This is a genomic window from Frankia casuarinae (assembly GCF_000013345.1).
Lineage (GTDB): Bacteria > Actinomycetota > Actinomycetes > Frankiales > Frankiaceae > Frankia > Frankia casuarinae.
Map to the genome: position 1 here is coordinate 1,042,277 of NC_007777.1, position 13,792 is coordinate 1,056,068.

Sequence of the window (13,792 nt, forward strand, 5' to 3'; positions counted from 1 at the left end):
CCTATCCAGCGAGCGCCCTCTGTGGTTGACGGAGAGAAGCCACGCCGTCATTCAGACGTTACTCTGCACTCGTCCCGAGCCAGCAGCTATTCTCGGAGGAGAAAATATGGCGGCACTCCGCCTACCTTCTCCGCAACGGTCATCTTGTCAGGACGGCTGATCAGCGATGCCGCTTCCTGCGCTCTGGATCGTATTTCCTCCGCTCGCCTGTCAGGTACATCTCCGAGAATAGCGCAAGCCAAGGCGGAACATAGTACATCGGCATGCCAGAAACGGCTGACCTCGACAAAATCTTCTGCGAGAGAAAGCGCCCATTCTGCAAGCTGCGCAAACCGAGCGGGCTTTGCAGTGCCGGCATGTACTGCGATTATGACTTTCAACTGAGTGGCCATACAGACCGTAGTTCCGACCTTATAGCCAGAGTCTCTACAACGGCTACCCAGATCGGTGAGCATCCTGTTCGCCTGCTTGTTGTCGACCAGCGCAGTCATCACCGCCCGAGCAAACTCCACCTCAAGAAGAGGCAGAGAACTGCCAGTCTTTGCGAACTTCAGCATCAGGTCCTGATAAAGGGCCAGGAGTTGGTCGATGTTGCCGCCGCTCGGAGCACCACGCAACATCCGTTCCGACTGTATCCGCAGGCCGGTTTGGGTAATACGTCGACTCAAGAACGCATCCACAATGCCGGACTTGCCAAGTTCAAAGACCTCTGATAGAAGTGCATAGATCCGTTCATTTGCAGAATTCAAATCGCCTCGGCGAAGGTCGAGATCCGCAAGGCGACGCCCCGCTTCAAGCGCATACAGGCCGAATTCAGCCTTCTCGCTAGCCAGCAGTTTGTAGAATTCCGAACTCTGCATGTAGCAGGCTTCGGCCTCCTTCCACTCGCATCGTTGAAAATGGAACACGCCAAGGGCATAGCTGTGCTGGGCGGGAGTAAGAGGCATTTCAGTTGCCAAGGGATGGTCGATGTGCCAGCGAGCATCCTCGATCACGTCGGTCGTGTAAGCCTCGGTTAGCGGCCTGAGATCGCTCGATAGAAGCGCCTCGTACACATACGCATCAGGTCGACGCGCACGCACCGTATTGAGAACATCTCCGACCTCATCAAGGATTCCGAGTTCGAGTGCTTCAGTCTCAAGGGCCGTGAAGCGCCGGGACCAGGGTTCAGATAGGACCGACCGGGCGCCATTGACGGCCTCCGCTGACATCTCTTCGCGCTGCCTTCCACGGCGGAGAAAAAGTGCCGGCACTTGGCATAGCGGATCTGTCTCGTCCCCTTGCGAGAAGGCAATGCCAGTTCTGACCGCCGAGCCGCGAGCCGAAATATCGAAGCTCGCGAGCATGTACTCGACTTCTTGCGGCCAGGAGGAAGGAATCGGTGCACCGCCCATCCAAGATGACAAATTAAGTCGATGTGATGCTACTCTATAGGCTTGCACGGCGACGGCAGCCAGTGCGTCGCCTCGGATCGAGGCAACGAGTTCACGTGTCAGACTGTGTATATGGAGGAATGGTAGCGCGTTTGGGTGTACTAGGTTCCAGCGTTCGATGATTCGCAGGCCTTTGCTAAGGATTGCCTCATCTTCGAGATTTAGCTCTTTGCTGATTTGGCCTTCGACCACGTCCGATGGCGGCCACGATAGACGCAGAGCTTCCTGGACAGAGCGCACGGGGTACGCAAGGATCACCAGGTCGAGTGCAAGAAGCACATACTGCGGCTGGCGCTTCAGGGCGTCGACAATCATGCGGTAGATCGCTGTGATCGTCGTATCCTCGTCGTCGCCGTAGCTCTCTAGCACGACCGCTACATTCTCGCGCAGACTTTCAAGGAAGGCTGTGAGATCACCATTGTAAGGAGCGTTTATCAGACAGGCGCATCCGTGCACTATCGCGAGCGGCCTGAAGTCTAGCGCCTCAGCAAGATATTTTTTACCATCCTCCTGCAACCCTTGACTGTGCAGGGAAACTAGCTGAACAGCCTCATCGTTCGCCATATTCATGACTTCGATTGGCGCGATGTTTACCACTTTGCTGTCGAGATTCTTTCGACTGGTAATAATTATCCGTGACCGCACTCCCGGCGGCACGAATCTCTCCAGTTCAGTACGAGAGTCTATGTTGTCGAGTACAACGACCGGTGGCGGTGTTTCACTGGTGACGAGTTTTCTGAAGGTTACAACTAGCTCACTTACGCCGACATCCGAAACCGCAAATCCGTGACGATCAAGCATCTCGCGGAATGAATCTTCGACTGGCCCCTTACCCCCTTCTTGAAAGGGTATGACCGGAATCCAGTCGTGCGCCGCAAACCGAAGGAAACTCCGAGTCAGGTGGAGCGCCAGTGTGGTTTTTCCGGTACCCGCCTCACCGTGAATCAGAACCAGACGCTCTCCAGAGGAAAGCACCTCAGAAAACCTCTTCTCAAGATCCGGTCGCGAAACATATTCCGGATCTTCGGCAAGTACGAAATGCCGATCGGAGATTTCCATCCGCTGCAGGATGGCCGCCAGCCTGTCACGGAGATCTTCAATTGCGCGCTGAACGGTTTTCTCTGATAGGAGGGGCTCGCCGCAACCCGTCCGGATCTCCTGGAACGTTTCGCTGTACGACTTGTTGCTATCTGCAAATATTTCTGCACCGAGCTCACGCCAGGTGAATTTGTCCTGAAGGCGTGCCATGGGAGCAGCCTCAAGCTGAGCGACTGCTTGATCAATAAGGACCCGCAGCGCGCGTCCCGGGTTCTGTGTAAAAAGGCCAGGATCGCGGCTATCGAGGATACGACGCAGCATCGGGATCGCAAGCGGCGGACTTTGGAAGTGCCGCGTGAAAGTGTGTGGGATCGAGCGTCGCGCTACTTCGTTGAGTTCGTCCGCGAGCTGGTCTTTATCTGACTTCACCGACCCATGATGGCCTACATCCGTACCGAAGGCAAACGGCTGTCTACGGCTGACCGATCTGGATGCCGTTGGGAGTCAACCTCGCACCGTCAGGTAGCCGAGAGAAGGACCCCGAGGCTTCCGATTCAAGGTCGGCAGCCTGTTCCGCGTTTCCGCGTTCCCTAATCTCTGCTGCCGCGAACATAGCGGAATCACCGGAAATCCCAGCGCTCGGCGTGCCGCCCACGTAGGCGATGAGTTTTCTCGCGAACGGGTAGTCAAATTCGGCCAGCCCTACGGCGCAATCCACGGCAGTCGTCCGTTGATGACCGTTACCGCTGTTTGCCCAGCGGCAAATAAGTTCTTTTCCACGCGACGGTTCACGCTCCGCAAGTTGAACCACAGCGCCCACCAGAACGGCGGTAAGTCTGTCAGCGGCCGCTTCGCCTTCCGGGCTCATCTCATATCCTGCCCAGCCCAATGCTTCGGCGAGCACCGTAACCTCGGTATCGGTCATGCTATCGAGGTCAAATAGTTGGCGCTCAGAACCCGACTCGCGCTCGGGCAACGGCGCGAAGAATTCGGGCTGTGGTGGCAATTCGGTCATTTCTTTACTGATTTAAACACGGCGGGTTGCTGCGGTCAATGATCTTTCAAATTATGGAGCTTCGAGTTGCCGGACACCCCTTGTCCGGCAACTTGTCCAGTAACCATCTTTCCCGGACATGCGGCTGATCCATAGCTTCCTCTCGTCTGCTGGGAAATGGGTCCCGGCGTCGAGAAAGGGAGTGACATGAGCGGAAGCAGTCTCGTTCCGCGCGGTGGAGGCGGTACACCGATTCCCCGCGAAACAGCCAAGGCCCTGGTGCGGCTCAACGGCGCGGTCGTGCACGAGCAGGCCGTGCTGCGTGCGGTGTCCAGCGTCACCGAGGCGGCGATGTCGGAGGCGGCCTACCTGATGCGGGTGCGCGGTCAGCTGGAGGCGGCTGCGCCGGACGCGAAGGAGGCCCTGGACCTCATCGCGAACACGACCAACATGAACCTCGCCCGCATCGTGCACCGCTTCGGCTCGGAGGTGAGCTGAGTGGCCGCGCTGATCGTGATTCTCGTGGTCCTGGCGGTCATGGGCGCCTGCGGCATCGCGTACGCCTGGAAGACGGCGCGGGAGGCCGGGATGCCCTGGCTTCGTGCCCGTCACATCCAGGACACCGCGCAGGCGGCCATGAACGACATCCGGGAGGAGACGCGGCGTGCGGAGGAGCGCATGCGGCGGGCCGCCTTCTTCCACGCCCGCAACCAGGGTGGCAGGTGGGGTCAGTGATCACGCAGATCACCCTGATCGCCCTCGGCGCAGTTCTGCTCCTCCTGGTGTGCGTCGTGTTCGTCCAGTGCCTCTGGATCAGTCGGCTGGACAGGGAAAACACGATTCGCGTGGCGCAGAAGGAGCTTGAGCGCCGACGGGCACGAGCCTCGGAGACGCCGCGTGACTCTGACGAGCGGAGCCACCCCGATGACTGACCTCATCTTGGTTGTGCTGATCTTCGTGGCCTTCTGGGCGGGCCGGCTCTACCAGTGGGTTCGGGATGCCCGGTCGACCATGGGCACTCCGTCCCGCAAGCGCTCGAAGGGCAAGCAGTGAGCACGCGCCGGCTCCACGACGAGGTGGTGGTCCGCGTGCCGCTGGAGGCGCTGCGGTCGGAGACCATTTCGGTCCTGACCGACTCGTACCAGACCCTCTTCATGAGCTGCTACGGCGAAGAGAAGGCCCGCCGGAAGGCCGCGGCCGTCCGGCTGGGCGAGGCACTGGCCAATGTGGACATCCTGCCGCTGATGGCCGAGAACCACGAGGATTATCGGCCGGCGTAGGCCGGCTCCCTCGCCGATTCCCCATTCACTAATCCCTGTCCCACCTGGCGGCAGGCTGGCGATAGCCATGCCTGCCGCCAGGTGAAAGGAGTTTTCGGTCTGGGGCGACGAAGTCGACAGCGACGTGACGCTGTAGGCGGTACCGCATTTCCAACCGGGAGAGAAAGGACTCTACGTAGATGGATTGGGACTCGCCGGTGGTGAAAGCCATCGTGGCGTTCACCGTGCTCTGCATCGCCCTACGGGTCGCCTACGAGGCAATCCAGCCGCTGGTCATCCCGGGCGCCATCGCGGCGGCCGTGGGAGCCGTGGTGTGGCTCGTGCTGCGGCGCCGATAGACGGCCAGGCGCCGGCAGCGTGTTTTCCACAGTTTCAGCAGGGGTCGTCGTGGGCGTCATCTATTTCTTCCTTGACAATGCGATCTTGTCGCGCGCATAAGGAGAAGTGGGGGGGTGTCGCCCATCATGGCCGGTCGGACTTCCGGATCGTTTGCGGCGCGTATGCCGTTCGCGCGACGCCAACAAGAGGTGCAACTACAAGGAGGTCTATGGTAAAAGGCGACAAGATCCGGGTACGTGGGAAGCCCCGGAAGGACATCGATGTAGAACTATTTATCCAGGCGCTTCTGCTGGCGTGCCGGGATATCGAGGAACAAGAAGGGGACGAGGTACGCACCCCGCCCCCGCCAGCGACCGGCCAGAGTGCCGACGGCCCGGCGATCTAACCGCCGAACCGATTCTCCTGGCGGATGTATTCCTTTCTACTCTTCAGAGGAGCGTCATTACAAGCATGGACAGGACCGAACCCAAAACGGGGTCGGATTCTGTGGGCAGCGCCACGCCGTTCACCGGACGGACGGCTGTGGCGGTGCGGCACGGCATCACGGGCGTGGTCTTCGTCATCGCCGTCCTGGCGTTCGCCTTTGGCTTCGGCAGCGGCTGGTCGCTCGGCCTCCAGTTGGGCGTCCCCGGCTGGACGGCACCCTTGGTGGCCCCGGCCGTCGATCTGTCGGTCATGGCGCTGCTGGCCGCGGTGCAGTATCTGCGGGCCAACGGCGCACCGGGACGATTGGTCGGTCCCCGGCTCCTGCTCGTGCTCTGCGGCCTCATGACCTTCGCCCTCAACACCACCAAGCCGCTGCTGGACGGTGCTTGGGGACGGGCAGCCTTCGACGCTATAGCCCCCGGCCTGCTCATCGGATGGAGCGAGGTCGCGCCGCGCCTCTTGGCGCTGCTACACCAGCCGGCCGTCCCGGACGGTCCATCTCCCGCCGTCCCGGCCATCCGGGACGATGACGGGACGACCGAGGCCGAGGTCCCGGACCGGCCGCGTCCGCAGACGGTCCTGGCTCCCGCCCTTGTGCGCCGGGCGCGCCAGGCCGATGCCGCGCACCGCAAGGCCACCGGGCGGCCGATTACCCGCGATGCCCTGCGCGAGGAGCTACGGATCTCCAATGCCGTAGCCGGACAACTGGTCCGGACCATCCGGGCCGAGCGCCGGAACCAGTAGGCGGACGTTGCGGAATTCGCTACGGATCTACCAGAGGTACAAATACCGGGCGGCCTATTTCGCGCTTGACAGCCCGCTTTTGCGGCGAGCATAAGGAGAAATAGGGTCCGTCGCCACACTGCCGGCCAGCATCAAGGCCGCCCTCGGCAGGTTTGCCGCCCGCGACACCTGAAATCCAACCAGTTAGTAAAGGAAACGTATGACAGGACAAGAAACAGTCCGGGTGCGCCGTGCACCCAGGGCCAGCATTGCTATTGGTTCCGGCGCCCGGATGCCGAACCAGGCGGCCCGGTTCATGGTCGGGACGGCCAGCGGCCGAAGCGAGACGGAGGCCCGCCCGTGATCCCGGCCATCGTCGTGGCGGCCAGCACCCTCTTGGTGCTCGGGACCATCATCGGGATGCGGGCGCTCGACGCCCGGCGCTGGCGGACGTCCCTGGTGGCCTACCGCTTGACCATCCCGTTCGACCTCAAGCCCGACGACGTAGCTCAGTGGCTGGCGCTGGTTGCCGCAGCAACCCAAGCGCCGCGCTGGTCGCTGCTGGTTCTGCCGCCGCTGGGCCTAGAGATCGTGGCCACCCAGCAGGGGATCACGCACTACGTGCTGCTGCCGAAGGCTGCCGAGGCCCGTCTGCTGAACACGATCCGGGCGGGCTTGCCCAGCGCCAGGCTGGAAGCCGCCCCGGAGTTCCTGGACCGCCAGCTGCGTTGCCGGATTGCCGGCGAACTGACCATGACCTCCCGCCGCCGGCCGCTGTCGCGCGATCGAGCCGAGAGCATCACGGCCAGCCACCTGTCGTCGCTTCAGCCGCTGCGTTCGGGCGAGGAAGTACGGGTGCAGTGGGCGCTGACCAGCGCCGGGAACAGCGCTCCGGTGCACAGCGCCTCGGCCCGTGCCGGCGACGGCTGGTGGAGTACCTACCTCGTGGAGGGCACGGTGCCGGCCAATGCCGAAGCTGTACGCGCCCAGCGCACCAAGGAAGCCGATCCGCTGCTGCACGCCGTAGCCCGGGTTGGAGTCGTGGCGGCCGATCACCGGCGGGCCAAGACCTTGCTGGCGCGTACCTGGTCGACGCTGCACGGGCCGAACGCCCCGGGCGTCAGCATGGTGCGCCGCTGGCTGCCGGCCGACATCGTGGCCCGGCGGATGGAACGGCGGGCGCTGCCGTTGACCCGCTGGCCGCTGCTACTCAGCAGTGTCGAACTACCGAGCCTGGTCGGTTTTCTGCTGGGTTCGGTGTCGCTGCCGGGCATGCCGCAGGGCGGTAGCCGCCTCCTGGCTCCGTCACCGGGGATGCCCCGCACCGGCACGATACTGGCGCAGAGCAACTACGGCAGCGAGGCCGTACCCCTGGCGATGCGGACGCCGGACCGGCTGCGCCACCTCTACCTCTTGGGGCCGACCGGCGTCGGGAAGTCCACCCTGATCGACAACGTGGCGCTCCAGGATGCCGCCGCCGGCCTCGCCGTCCTGCTGATCGACCCCAAGGGCGACCTGGTGGACGACTTCCTGGCCCGCGTGCCGGAGGAACGGGCGGACGACGTCGTAGTGCTCGACCCATCGGCCACCGCCCGGCCGGTGGGCTTCAACCTCTTCGGGGGCCTGCGCACGGAGCAGGACAAGGAACTGGCCGTAGACAACGTGGTGCACATCATGGCCGAGCTGTGGCGCAGCTCGTTCGGCCCGCGGACCACGGACGTCTTGCGCAGCTCCCTGTTGACATTGACGCACACCACGGCCGCGGACGGCTCAGCCTTCACCCTGGCCGAGGTCCCAGAATTGCTAATGAATCCGACATTTCGCCGCTCCGTGACCAACCAGCCGAGTGTGCCGGCCGGGGTCCGACCCTTCTGGCACGCCTACGAGGAGATGAGCGACGTCCAGCGCTTGCAGGTCATCGGGCCAGCCATGAACAAGCTGCGGGCCATCCTGACCCGTTCGCCGTTGCGCCTCATGCTGGGGCAGAGCCAGGGCTTCGACCTCACCGAACTGTTCACCAAACGCCGCATCGTGCTGGCCCCGCTGTACAAGGGCGTCATCGGCACCGACACGGCGCAGTTGCTCGGCGCGCTGTTGGTGGCCCTCTTCTGGCAGCGCACCCTGGCACGGGCCGCCGTGCCCGCCGAGCAGCGGCGGCCGGTCATGGTCCACGTAGATGAATTCCAGGATGTCCTGCGGCTGCCACTGGACATCGCCGACATGCTGGCTCAGGCCCGCGGCCTCGGTGTCGGGCTGACGCTGGCGAACCAGCAGCTCGGCCAGCTCTCGGACGCCATCAAGTCGGCGGTACTGGGGACGGTGCGCTCGTCGGTCGTCTTCCAACTCGACTACGACGACGCCCAGAAGATGGCCCAACGGTTCGCGCCCCTGACCCGGGACGACCTCATGGGCCTGAGCGCGTACGAGGTGGCGCTCCGGCTCAACATCAACAACACCACGTATCGGCCGGTGACCGGGAAGACGTTGCCGCTACCGGATGCACTGCGTGACGGCCGGGACTTGGCCGAAGCCAGCCGCCAGCGCTTCGGCACGGCCCGCGAGGACGTCGAAGCGGCTTTGCGCGCCCGTGTCGGCCGCCCGGACGAGACCGGCACCGGCGGGACCATCGGCCGCCGTCGGCGAGGGGGCACAGCATGACCACCCACCCGTTCGCCCCACCGCTCGCCCACCCGATCCCGTCGACCACAGCCCGGCTGTTTCCGCTGTCCTGCCGGCATTCTTATCCTCTTCGTCCAGTGACACATGACCTCCCCTATGGAGGTCACCTATGACCGCCGCCCGCCACTCACCGGCCATGATCGAGCTGCTGGTCGATCAGCTCAGCGACCGGGACCGAGCCATCCTGTACGATGTCGGCAAGGTGCGGGTGCTCAGCGGCGCACAGCTCACCCGACTGCATTTTCATGATCTCACTGCTACATCGCGTGACCGCACCCGGCGCGGAGTACTAGCCCGACTCGCCGGCCATGACCTTGTCGCCCCGCTGGACCGCGCGGTCGGCGGCGCCCGTTCCGGCAGCGCGGGATACGTCTACGCCCTCGGCGTCGCCGGCCAACGGGCCTTGCCGTTGCTCCATGCCGATGCGGTAGGTCTGCCGACGCGGGCGCGGCGACCGTGGACGCCCGGCCAGTCCTTCCTGAAGCACACACTGGCGATCTCCGAGCTGTACGTCCAGCTCGTGGAAGCGGAACGGGCCGGCCGGCTGACGCTGACCCGTTTCGCGGCCGAGGCTGGGGCCTGGTGGCCGGATGGGGCTGGCGGCCTCGTGAAGCCGGACGCCTCGGCCTGCGTGGCGTTCGGTGACGTCGAGGACTCCTGGCTTGTGGAGGTGGACCGGGCCACCGAGTCACCCGAGACGTTGTACCGGAAGCTGCGGCGCTACGTCGACTTCGCCGGTGCCGGTCAGCTCGGGCCGGACGGCGTCACGCCGCGGGTGCTGGTGACCGTCCCGCACGATCGCCGGCTTCAAGTGGTACGGGACATCCTCGCCCGGCTGCCGCCACCGGCTGATCAGCTCCTTGCCGCTGTGCTCTTTGACGAAGCGGTGAAACAAGTGGGGCGGGTACTGCGGGAATGAGCCTGATGATTGTCAACTATTGACAACGATAAGTATTGCAAGCTTGCAACGATAGAGGGATACTGGCAATGTGAAAGGAGGGCCGAGGCGTGAGTGAAGCTGGGCATCGCGAACCGCTGGGACAGCGTATCCGGCGTGCACGTCTTGACCGACAGCTTTCTGGTGTACAGCTCGCCAGGCGTGTCGGTGTTCACCCCTCCAACATCTCCCGCATTGAAAACGGCGACACGACGTCTCCAACGGCTGAGCTGTTGCAGCGCATTGCCCACGCCTTGGAGCTCGACCAGGCTGAACTGCTTGTCTACCTCGGCCTGACCGTACCTCGGGCTATCCCGCCACTGCATGCCTATCTCCGTGCGACCTACCCGGGCCTACCAGACGAAGCTATCCAGGAGGCCGAAGACGCGGTCACCCGGATCGCAGAGAGGTATGAGGCTGGCCCGCGCGAGACGTAGCTATCTATCCCAGCATTGACATGTAAGGCGTACCAAGAAAGGGGGAAGCCTTGAACAAGGACATTCTGACACGAGTCCGGGAGATCATTCCGGTGCGAGCCATCACCCAGGGCGAGGCCCTGATCTTGGCGGAGCGGCAGGCAGCGCTACTGCTCCAGCTCCTCGCCATCCGCGCAGTTCCAGTCGATGTCTTCAAGATCAGCGAACTGCCGAACGTCGAGGTGCAGGTGAAGCCGCGATACGAGATGTCGGCCATCGCTGAGCTACCGGAGACCTCGGAAGTCGGTGGTGTCACGCATATGCGACGCGATGGTCGAACGGTTTTTACCATAAACCGCGAGGACCCCGTGGGCCGGCGGCGTTTTAGTCTGGCGCATGAGGTGAAGCACCTCATCGACGATCCCGCGGTCGAGATCATGTACGCCAAGTTCGGGTACGGGAAGCCCGAGAATCGGGCGCGGCAGATCGAGCGGGTGTGCGATCACTTCGCCGCCTGCTTCCTCATGCCGCGGACGGTGCTCAAACGAGCCTGGGTGAACGGGCTCCAAGACCTCGAAGCCCTCGCGGAGCAATTCAAGGTGTCGATGTCGGCTATGCAGATTCGTCTGAAGTACCTCGGCCTGACGGACGAGGAGGAGCGGCCAGCCTCGGAATACTTCCGGCTGGACGGACCGTCCTTGATCTTCGGGGCTGACTGCCCCGACGTGGCAGCCTAATCGCAGAAAGGAGGAAGAGTGATCAACCAGAGACCACCAGCGATCCGCGGCGAGCAGGCCATCGCCTACTACCGCGTCTCATCTTCCGGGCAGGTCAATACCGACTACGACCCGGAAGGCATCTCGCTGCCGGCTCAGCGGGTGGCCTGTAAGCAGCGCGCCCGAGAGCTGGGCGTCGTCCTGGTGGACGAGTACATCGACCCGGGGAAGAGCGGCAAGACGATTGACCAGCGGCCGGCCTTCCAGGAGATGATCGCCCGCATCAAGGCCGACCGGCACATCAAGCACGTCTTCGTCTACGCCCTGTCGCGGTTCGCGCGGAACCGCTACGACGATGCGATCATGATGATGACGCTCGAACGGCTCGGCGTGCAGCTCCACTCGGCCACCGAGAAGAACCTCGACACCACGCCAGCCGGCCAGGCGATGCACGGCATGATCGCCGTCTTCAACGAGTACCAGGTGCGCGTCAGCGGCGAAGACATCAAGTACAAGATGGGCCAGAAGGCCAAGAAGGGCGGCACGCTCGGCGTGGCGCCCTTGGGCTACCTCAACGTCCGCGAGCAGTTCGAGGGCCGCGAGGTACGCACGGTGGCGCTTGATCCGGAGCGCGCGCCGTTCGTGGTCATGGCCTTCGAGCTGTACGCCACGGGCAAGTTCAACTTCCATACCCTCCGGGACGCCCTGACGGAGGCCGGCTTCAGGACCCGGCCCACGAAGCAGTGGGCGAGTCGCCCGATCTCGATCAACAAGATTGGCGAGATGCTGCGTGACCGCTACTACCTCGGCTACGTCCGCTACGACGGCGAGGAGTACGAGGGGCGGCACGAGCCGCTGATCTCCCAGGAGCTCTTCGACCGGGTACAGCGGGTGCTGTACGCCGAGCGGCGGGCCGGCACGCGGCACCGGACTCATGATCACTACTTGAAGGGTCTGGTCTGGTGTGACCGTTGCCGACGGCGGCTGATCATCATGCCTGGCAAGAGCAAGAGCGGCGTCCGGTACTTCTACTACATCTGCCAGGGCCGGCTCGATCACCAGTGCGACTTGCCATACATGGCCGTCAGCAGGGTCGAACGGGCCATCGAGGACTTCTACGTCAACGTCCGGCTGACGCCCGACTTCCGCGCGACGGTCCAGGCCCACCTCGACGAGATGATGGCCAGCACTTCGGACGCCAGTCGCCGCCTGCGGGCCCGGTACGAACGGCAGCTCAAGGAGCTGGACGTCCGGGAGGACGGTCTGCTGGACCTCGTGGGCGATCCCGACTGGCCCAAAGAGAAGTTGACAGCCAAGATCCGTGCCGTACGCGAGGAGCGCACCCGGCTGGAAGATCGGCTGGCCGAGAGCGACCGGCCGCTGGACACCGGGCACGAGGTGCTGGCCACCGTGCTCCGGCTGCTCGAAGATCCGCAGACACTGTACCGGCGCGCGGGTGTCCGTGCCCGCAAGGTCCTCAACATGGCGATCTTCACCAAGCTGCACGTCGATGTACAAGGCGAGCCGGTGGTGACCTCCGATGACCTCAAGGAGCCGTTCGCGGCCACGGTCTCGGCGCACCGCGCCTGGAGTCTCACCGAAGCCGTGGACGGCGTGCTGGCCGATCGGGAGCGCCAGGTTGCCCCGGCACGACAAAGCGGCGCTCCCCAGGGGGATGACGCCGCTCTCGATGATCTTTCTGACCGTGACCTCTTGATCACTGCTCTTTCGGGCGGGTGTTCAAGTACGGGGGTTCTGGTGCGGGAGGGGGGACTTGAACCCCCACGCCCGAAGGCGGCAGATCCTAAGTCTGCTGCGTCTGCCATTCCGCCACTCCCGCGTCACCTCCAGAGTAGCGATCGCCTCACCTGGGGGGCGCTCCGCCTCCCGCCGGGTTATGCCCCGCATCCTCACCAGGACCGCGGACAACCGCGGACAACAGTGGACAACCGCGGACAACAGTGGGCAGCCGTGGACGACCGTGGGCAGCCGCGGGTAGCCATGGAGGCTGCCCCAGTCCGGCCACGAACCTTCGTAGTGAGCCATTCACGAGGTTTACCGGTATCGGCCGGGTTTGGTGGACGCCAGGGCGGACAGATATCGACAGTCCAGAGGGCTCACGCCGCCGGTCGCCGAGGCTCGTCCCGCGGTCGTCGGGACGACAACCGTGAGAGGGCCGTTGTCGTCAGCCTGACTCGCACGGCTATCCGACCGGCGGCAGGGTTGTTTCGCGCCGGTTTGGCCAGGACGACTGGGAGACGATTCATATGACCCTCACCGAGGTCCCGCGCTCCGCCCCCGCCGATGTTCCGCCCACCGGCGAGGCACCGGCACAGGTCGAGAGCCCGCCGGCCAAGATCAGGGCCAAGATCAGGGCCGAGGCCAACGTCAGGGCCGGGAACGAGACCGGGAACGAGGCCCAACGGCTGGTCGGCCCCGGCCCCCGCCACGCCGCCCAGCGTGCCCTCCTCGAACGGAACCGGGCGTTGAAGCTCATCGACACCGGTCGGGCGACGACCGCGGCCGTCTGCGCGGTCCGTGACACGGGCCTGCGGGTGAACGGCAGGCCGGTCGCCGAGGTTCATCTGCTCATCGAACGCCCCGGCGCGTGGGGCAACGTGTATCCGGTGGTGCGCAGCACGGTCCTTCCCGACCCGGACGTCGACCTGAGCGAGGCGGCGACGGCTTCGTCGGGCCGCCCGCGTCGTATCCCCGTGCTGGTCGATCCGCACCGTCCGGAGAACGTGCTGCTGGGCTGGGATCTGCGGCCGGCGAGCTGACGAAGCCGTCAACGAAGCGGCCGACGAAGCC

15 protein-coding genes, 1 tRNA gene and 1 pseudogene are annotated in these 13,792 nt (G+C 64.1%); 14 read left to right on the forward strand and 3 right to left on the reverse strand.

Annotated elements, in window-relative coordinates; all coding sequences use genetic code 11:
* Nucleotides 1–86: 86 nt before the first annotated feature.
* Nucleotides 87–2,900, reverse strand: coding sequence for an ATP-binding protein (locus FRANCCI3_RS25920; RefSeq protein WP_011435353.1), 2,814 nt, complete (start codon nucleotides 2,898–2,900; stop codon nucleotides 87–89).
* A 43-nt stretch (nucleotides 2,901–2,943) separates the two neighbouring features.
* Nucleotides 2,944–3,486: a hypothetical protein gene (locus FRANCCI3_RS25925; protein ID WP_131728909.1), complete on the reverse strand. Its 543-nt coding sequence runs from the start codon at nucleotides 3,484–3,486 to the stop codon at nucleotides 2,944–2,946.
* Nucleotides 3,487–3,672: 186 nt separating this feature from the next.
* Here FRANCCI3_RS25925 and FRANCCI3_RS04505 point away from each other — a divergent pair, with 186 nt between their 5' ends.
* From FRANCCI3_RS04505 to FRANCCI3_RS28945, 13 genes and pseudogenes are all read left to right on the forward strand, one after another.
* Nucleotides 3,673–3,963, forward strand: a complete 291-nt coding sequence (locus tag FRANCCI3_RS04505; protein WP_011435354.1) for a hypothetical protein — start codon at nucleotides 3,673–3,675, stop codon at nucleotides 3,961–3,963.
* Nucleotides 3,964–4,200, forward strand: coding sequence for a hypothetical protein (locus tag FRANCCI3_RS04510; RefSeq protein ID WP_011435355.1), 237 nt, complete (start codon nucleotides 3,964–3,966; stop codon nucleotides 4,198–4,200). It abuts the gene before it with no gap.
* Nucleotides 4,197–4,397 (forward strand): hypothetical protein, encoded by a 201-nt coding sequence (locus tag FRANCCI3_RS04515; RefSeq protein WP_023841038.1) that lies wholly within the window; start codon nucleotides 4,197–4,199, stop codon nucleotides 4,395–4,397. The genes FRANCCI3_RS04510 and FRANCCI3_RS04515 overlap by 4 nt, the downstream gene beginning before the upstream one ends.
* Nucleotides 4,390–4,518 carry a hypothetical protein gene (locus FRANCCI3_RS28510; RefSeq protein WP_023841037.1) on the forward strand — a complete coding sequence of 43 codons (129 nt, stop codon included), beginning with the start codon at nucleotides 4,390–4,392 and terminating at the stop codon, nucleotides 4,516–4,518. Before FRANCCI3_RS04515 ends, FRANCCI3_RS28510 begins: the two co-directional genes overlap by 8 nt.
* Entirely contained in the window at nucleotides 4,515–4,745 is a 231-nt protein-coding gene (locus tag FRANCCI3_RS04520; protein ID WP_011435356.1) for a hypothetical protein, read from the forward strand. The genes FRANCCI3_RS28510 and FRANCCI3_RS04520 overlap by 4 nt, the downstream gene beginning before the upstream one ends.
* A gap of 179 nt (nucleotides 4,746–4,924) precedes the next feature.
* On the forward strand, nucleotides 4,925–5,083 hold the full coding sequence (locus FRANCCI3_RS26670; RefSeq protein ID WP_023841036.1) for a hypothetical protein: 159 nt from the start codon (nucleotides 4,925–4,927) through the stop codon (nucleotides 5,081–5,083).
* 209 nt (nucleotides 5,084–5,292) lie between these two features.
* Nucleotides 5,293–5,469 (forward strand): hypothetical protein, encoded by a 177-nt coding sequence (locus FRANCCI3_RS26675; protein WP_023841035.1) that lies wholly within the window; start codon nucleotides 5,293–5,295, stop codon nucleotides 5,467–5,469.
* Nucleotides 5,470–5,570: 101 nt separating this feature from the next.
* Nucleotides 5,571–6,254 (forward strand): hypothetical protein, encoded by a 684-nt coding sequence (locus FRANCCI3_RS04525; protein WP_011435357.1) that lies wholly within the window; start codon nucleotides 5,571–5,573, stop codon nucleotides 6,252–6,254.
* 339 nt (nucleotides 6,255–6,593) lie between these two features.
* Nucleotides 6,594–8,891: a type IV secretory system conjugative DNA transfer family protein gene (locus FRANCCI3_RS04530; RefSeq protein WP_011435358.1), complete on the forward strand. Its 2,298-nt coding sequence runs from the start codon at nucleotides 6,594–6,596 to the stop codon at nucleotides 8,889–8,891.
* Between the two features lie 130 nt (nucleotides 8,892–9,021).
* Nucleotides 9,022–9,831: a replication-relaxation family protein gene (locus FRANCCI3_RS04535; protein WP_011435359.1), complete on the forward strand. Its 810-nt coding sequence runs from the start codon at nucleotides 9,022–9,024 to the stop codon at nucleotides 9,829–9,831.
* A gap of 89 nt (nucleotides 9,832–9,920) precedes the next feature.
* Nucleotides 9,921–10,286 carry a helix-turn-helix domain-containing protein gene (locus tag FRANCCI3_RS24090; protein ID WP_011435360.1) on the forward strand — a complete coding sequence of 122 codons (366 nt, stop codon included), beginning with the start codon at nucleotides 9,921–9,923 and terminating at the stop codon, nucleotides 10,284–10,286.
* Nucleotides 10,287–10,336: 50 nt separating this feature from the next.
* Nucleotides 10,337–11,002: an ImmA/IrrE family metallo-endopeptidase gene (locus FRANCCI3_RS04545; protein ID WP_011435361.1), complete on the forward strand. Its 666-nt coding sequence runs from the start codon at nucleotides 10,337–10,339 to the stop codon at nucleotides 11,000–11,002.
* An 18-nt stretch (nucleotides 11,003–11,020) separates the two neighbouring features.
* A pseudogene (locus FRANCCI3_RS28945) lies at nucleotides 11,021–12,037 on the forward strand (recombinase family protein); the annotation flags it as partial.
* 700 nt (nucleotides 12,038–12,737) lie between these two features.
* Here the strand turns inward: FRANCCI3_RS28945 and FRANCCI3_RS04555 are convergent.
* A tRNA-Leu gene (locus FRANCCI3_RS04555) sits at nucleotides 12,738–12,821 on the reverse strand.
* A 427-nt stretch (nucleotides 12,822–13,248) separates the two neighbouring features.
* Between FRANCCI3_RS04555 and FRANCCI3_RS04560 the strand changes: the two genes are divergently transcribed.
* Nucleotides 13,249–13,761: a hypothetical protein gene (locus tag FRANCCI3_RS04560; protein WP_011435363.1), complete on the forward strand. Its 513-nt coding sequence runs from the start codon at nucleotides 13,249–13,251 to the stop codon at nucleotides 13,759–13,761.
* Nucleotides 13,762–13,792 lie beyond the last annotated feature (31 nt).

Coding starts and splice junctions, on each gene's coding strand:
- FRANCCI3_RS25925 (WP_131728909.1), bottom strand. CDS start 3,486: ATGACCGAATTGCCACCACAGCCCGAATTCTTCGCGCCGTTGCCCGAG.
- FRANCCI3_RS26670 (WP_023841036.1), top strand. CDS start 4,925: ATGGATTGGGACTCGCCGGTGGTGAAAGCCATCGTGGCGTTCACCGTG.
- FRANCCI3_RS04535 (WP_011435359.1), top strand. CDS start 9,022: ATGACCGCCGCCCGCCACTCACCGGCCATGATCGAGCTGCTGGTCGAT.
- FRANCCI3_RS04505 (WP_011435354.1), top strand. CDS start 3,673: ATGAGCGGAAGCAGTCTCGTTCCGCGCGGTGGAGGCGGTACACCGATT.
- FRANCCI3_RS04560 (WP_011435363.1), top strand. CDS start 13,249: ATGACCCTCACCGAGGTCCCGCGCTCCGCCCCCGCCGATGTTCCGCCC.
- FRANCCI3_RS26675 (WP_023841035.1), top strand. CDS start 5,293: ATGGTAAAAGGCGACAAGATCCGGGTACGTGGGAAGCCCCGGAAGGAC.
- FRANCCI3_RS28510 (WP_023841037.1), top strand. CDS start 4,390: ATGACTGACCTCATCTTGGTTGTGCTGATCTTCGTGGCCTTCTGGGCG.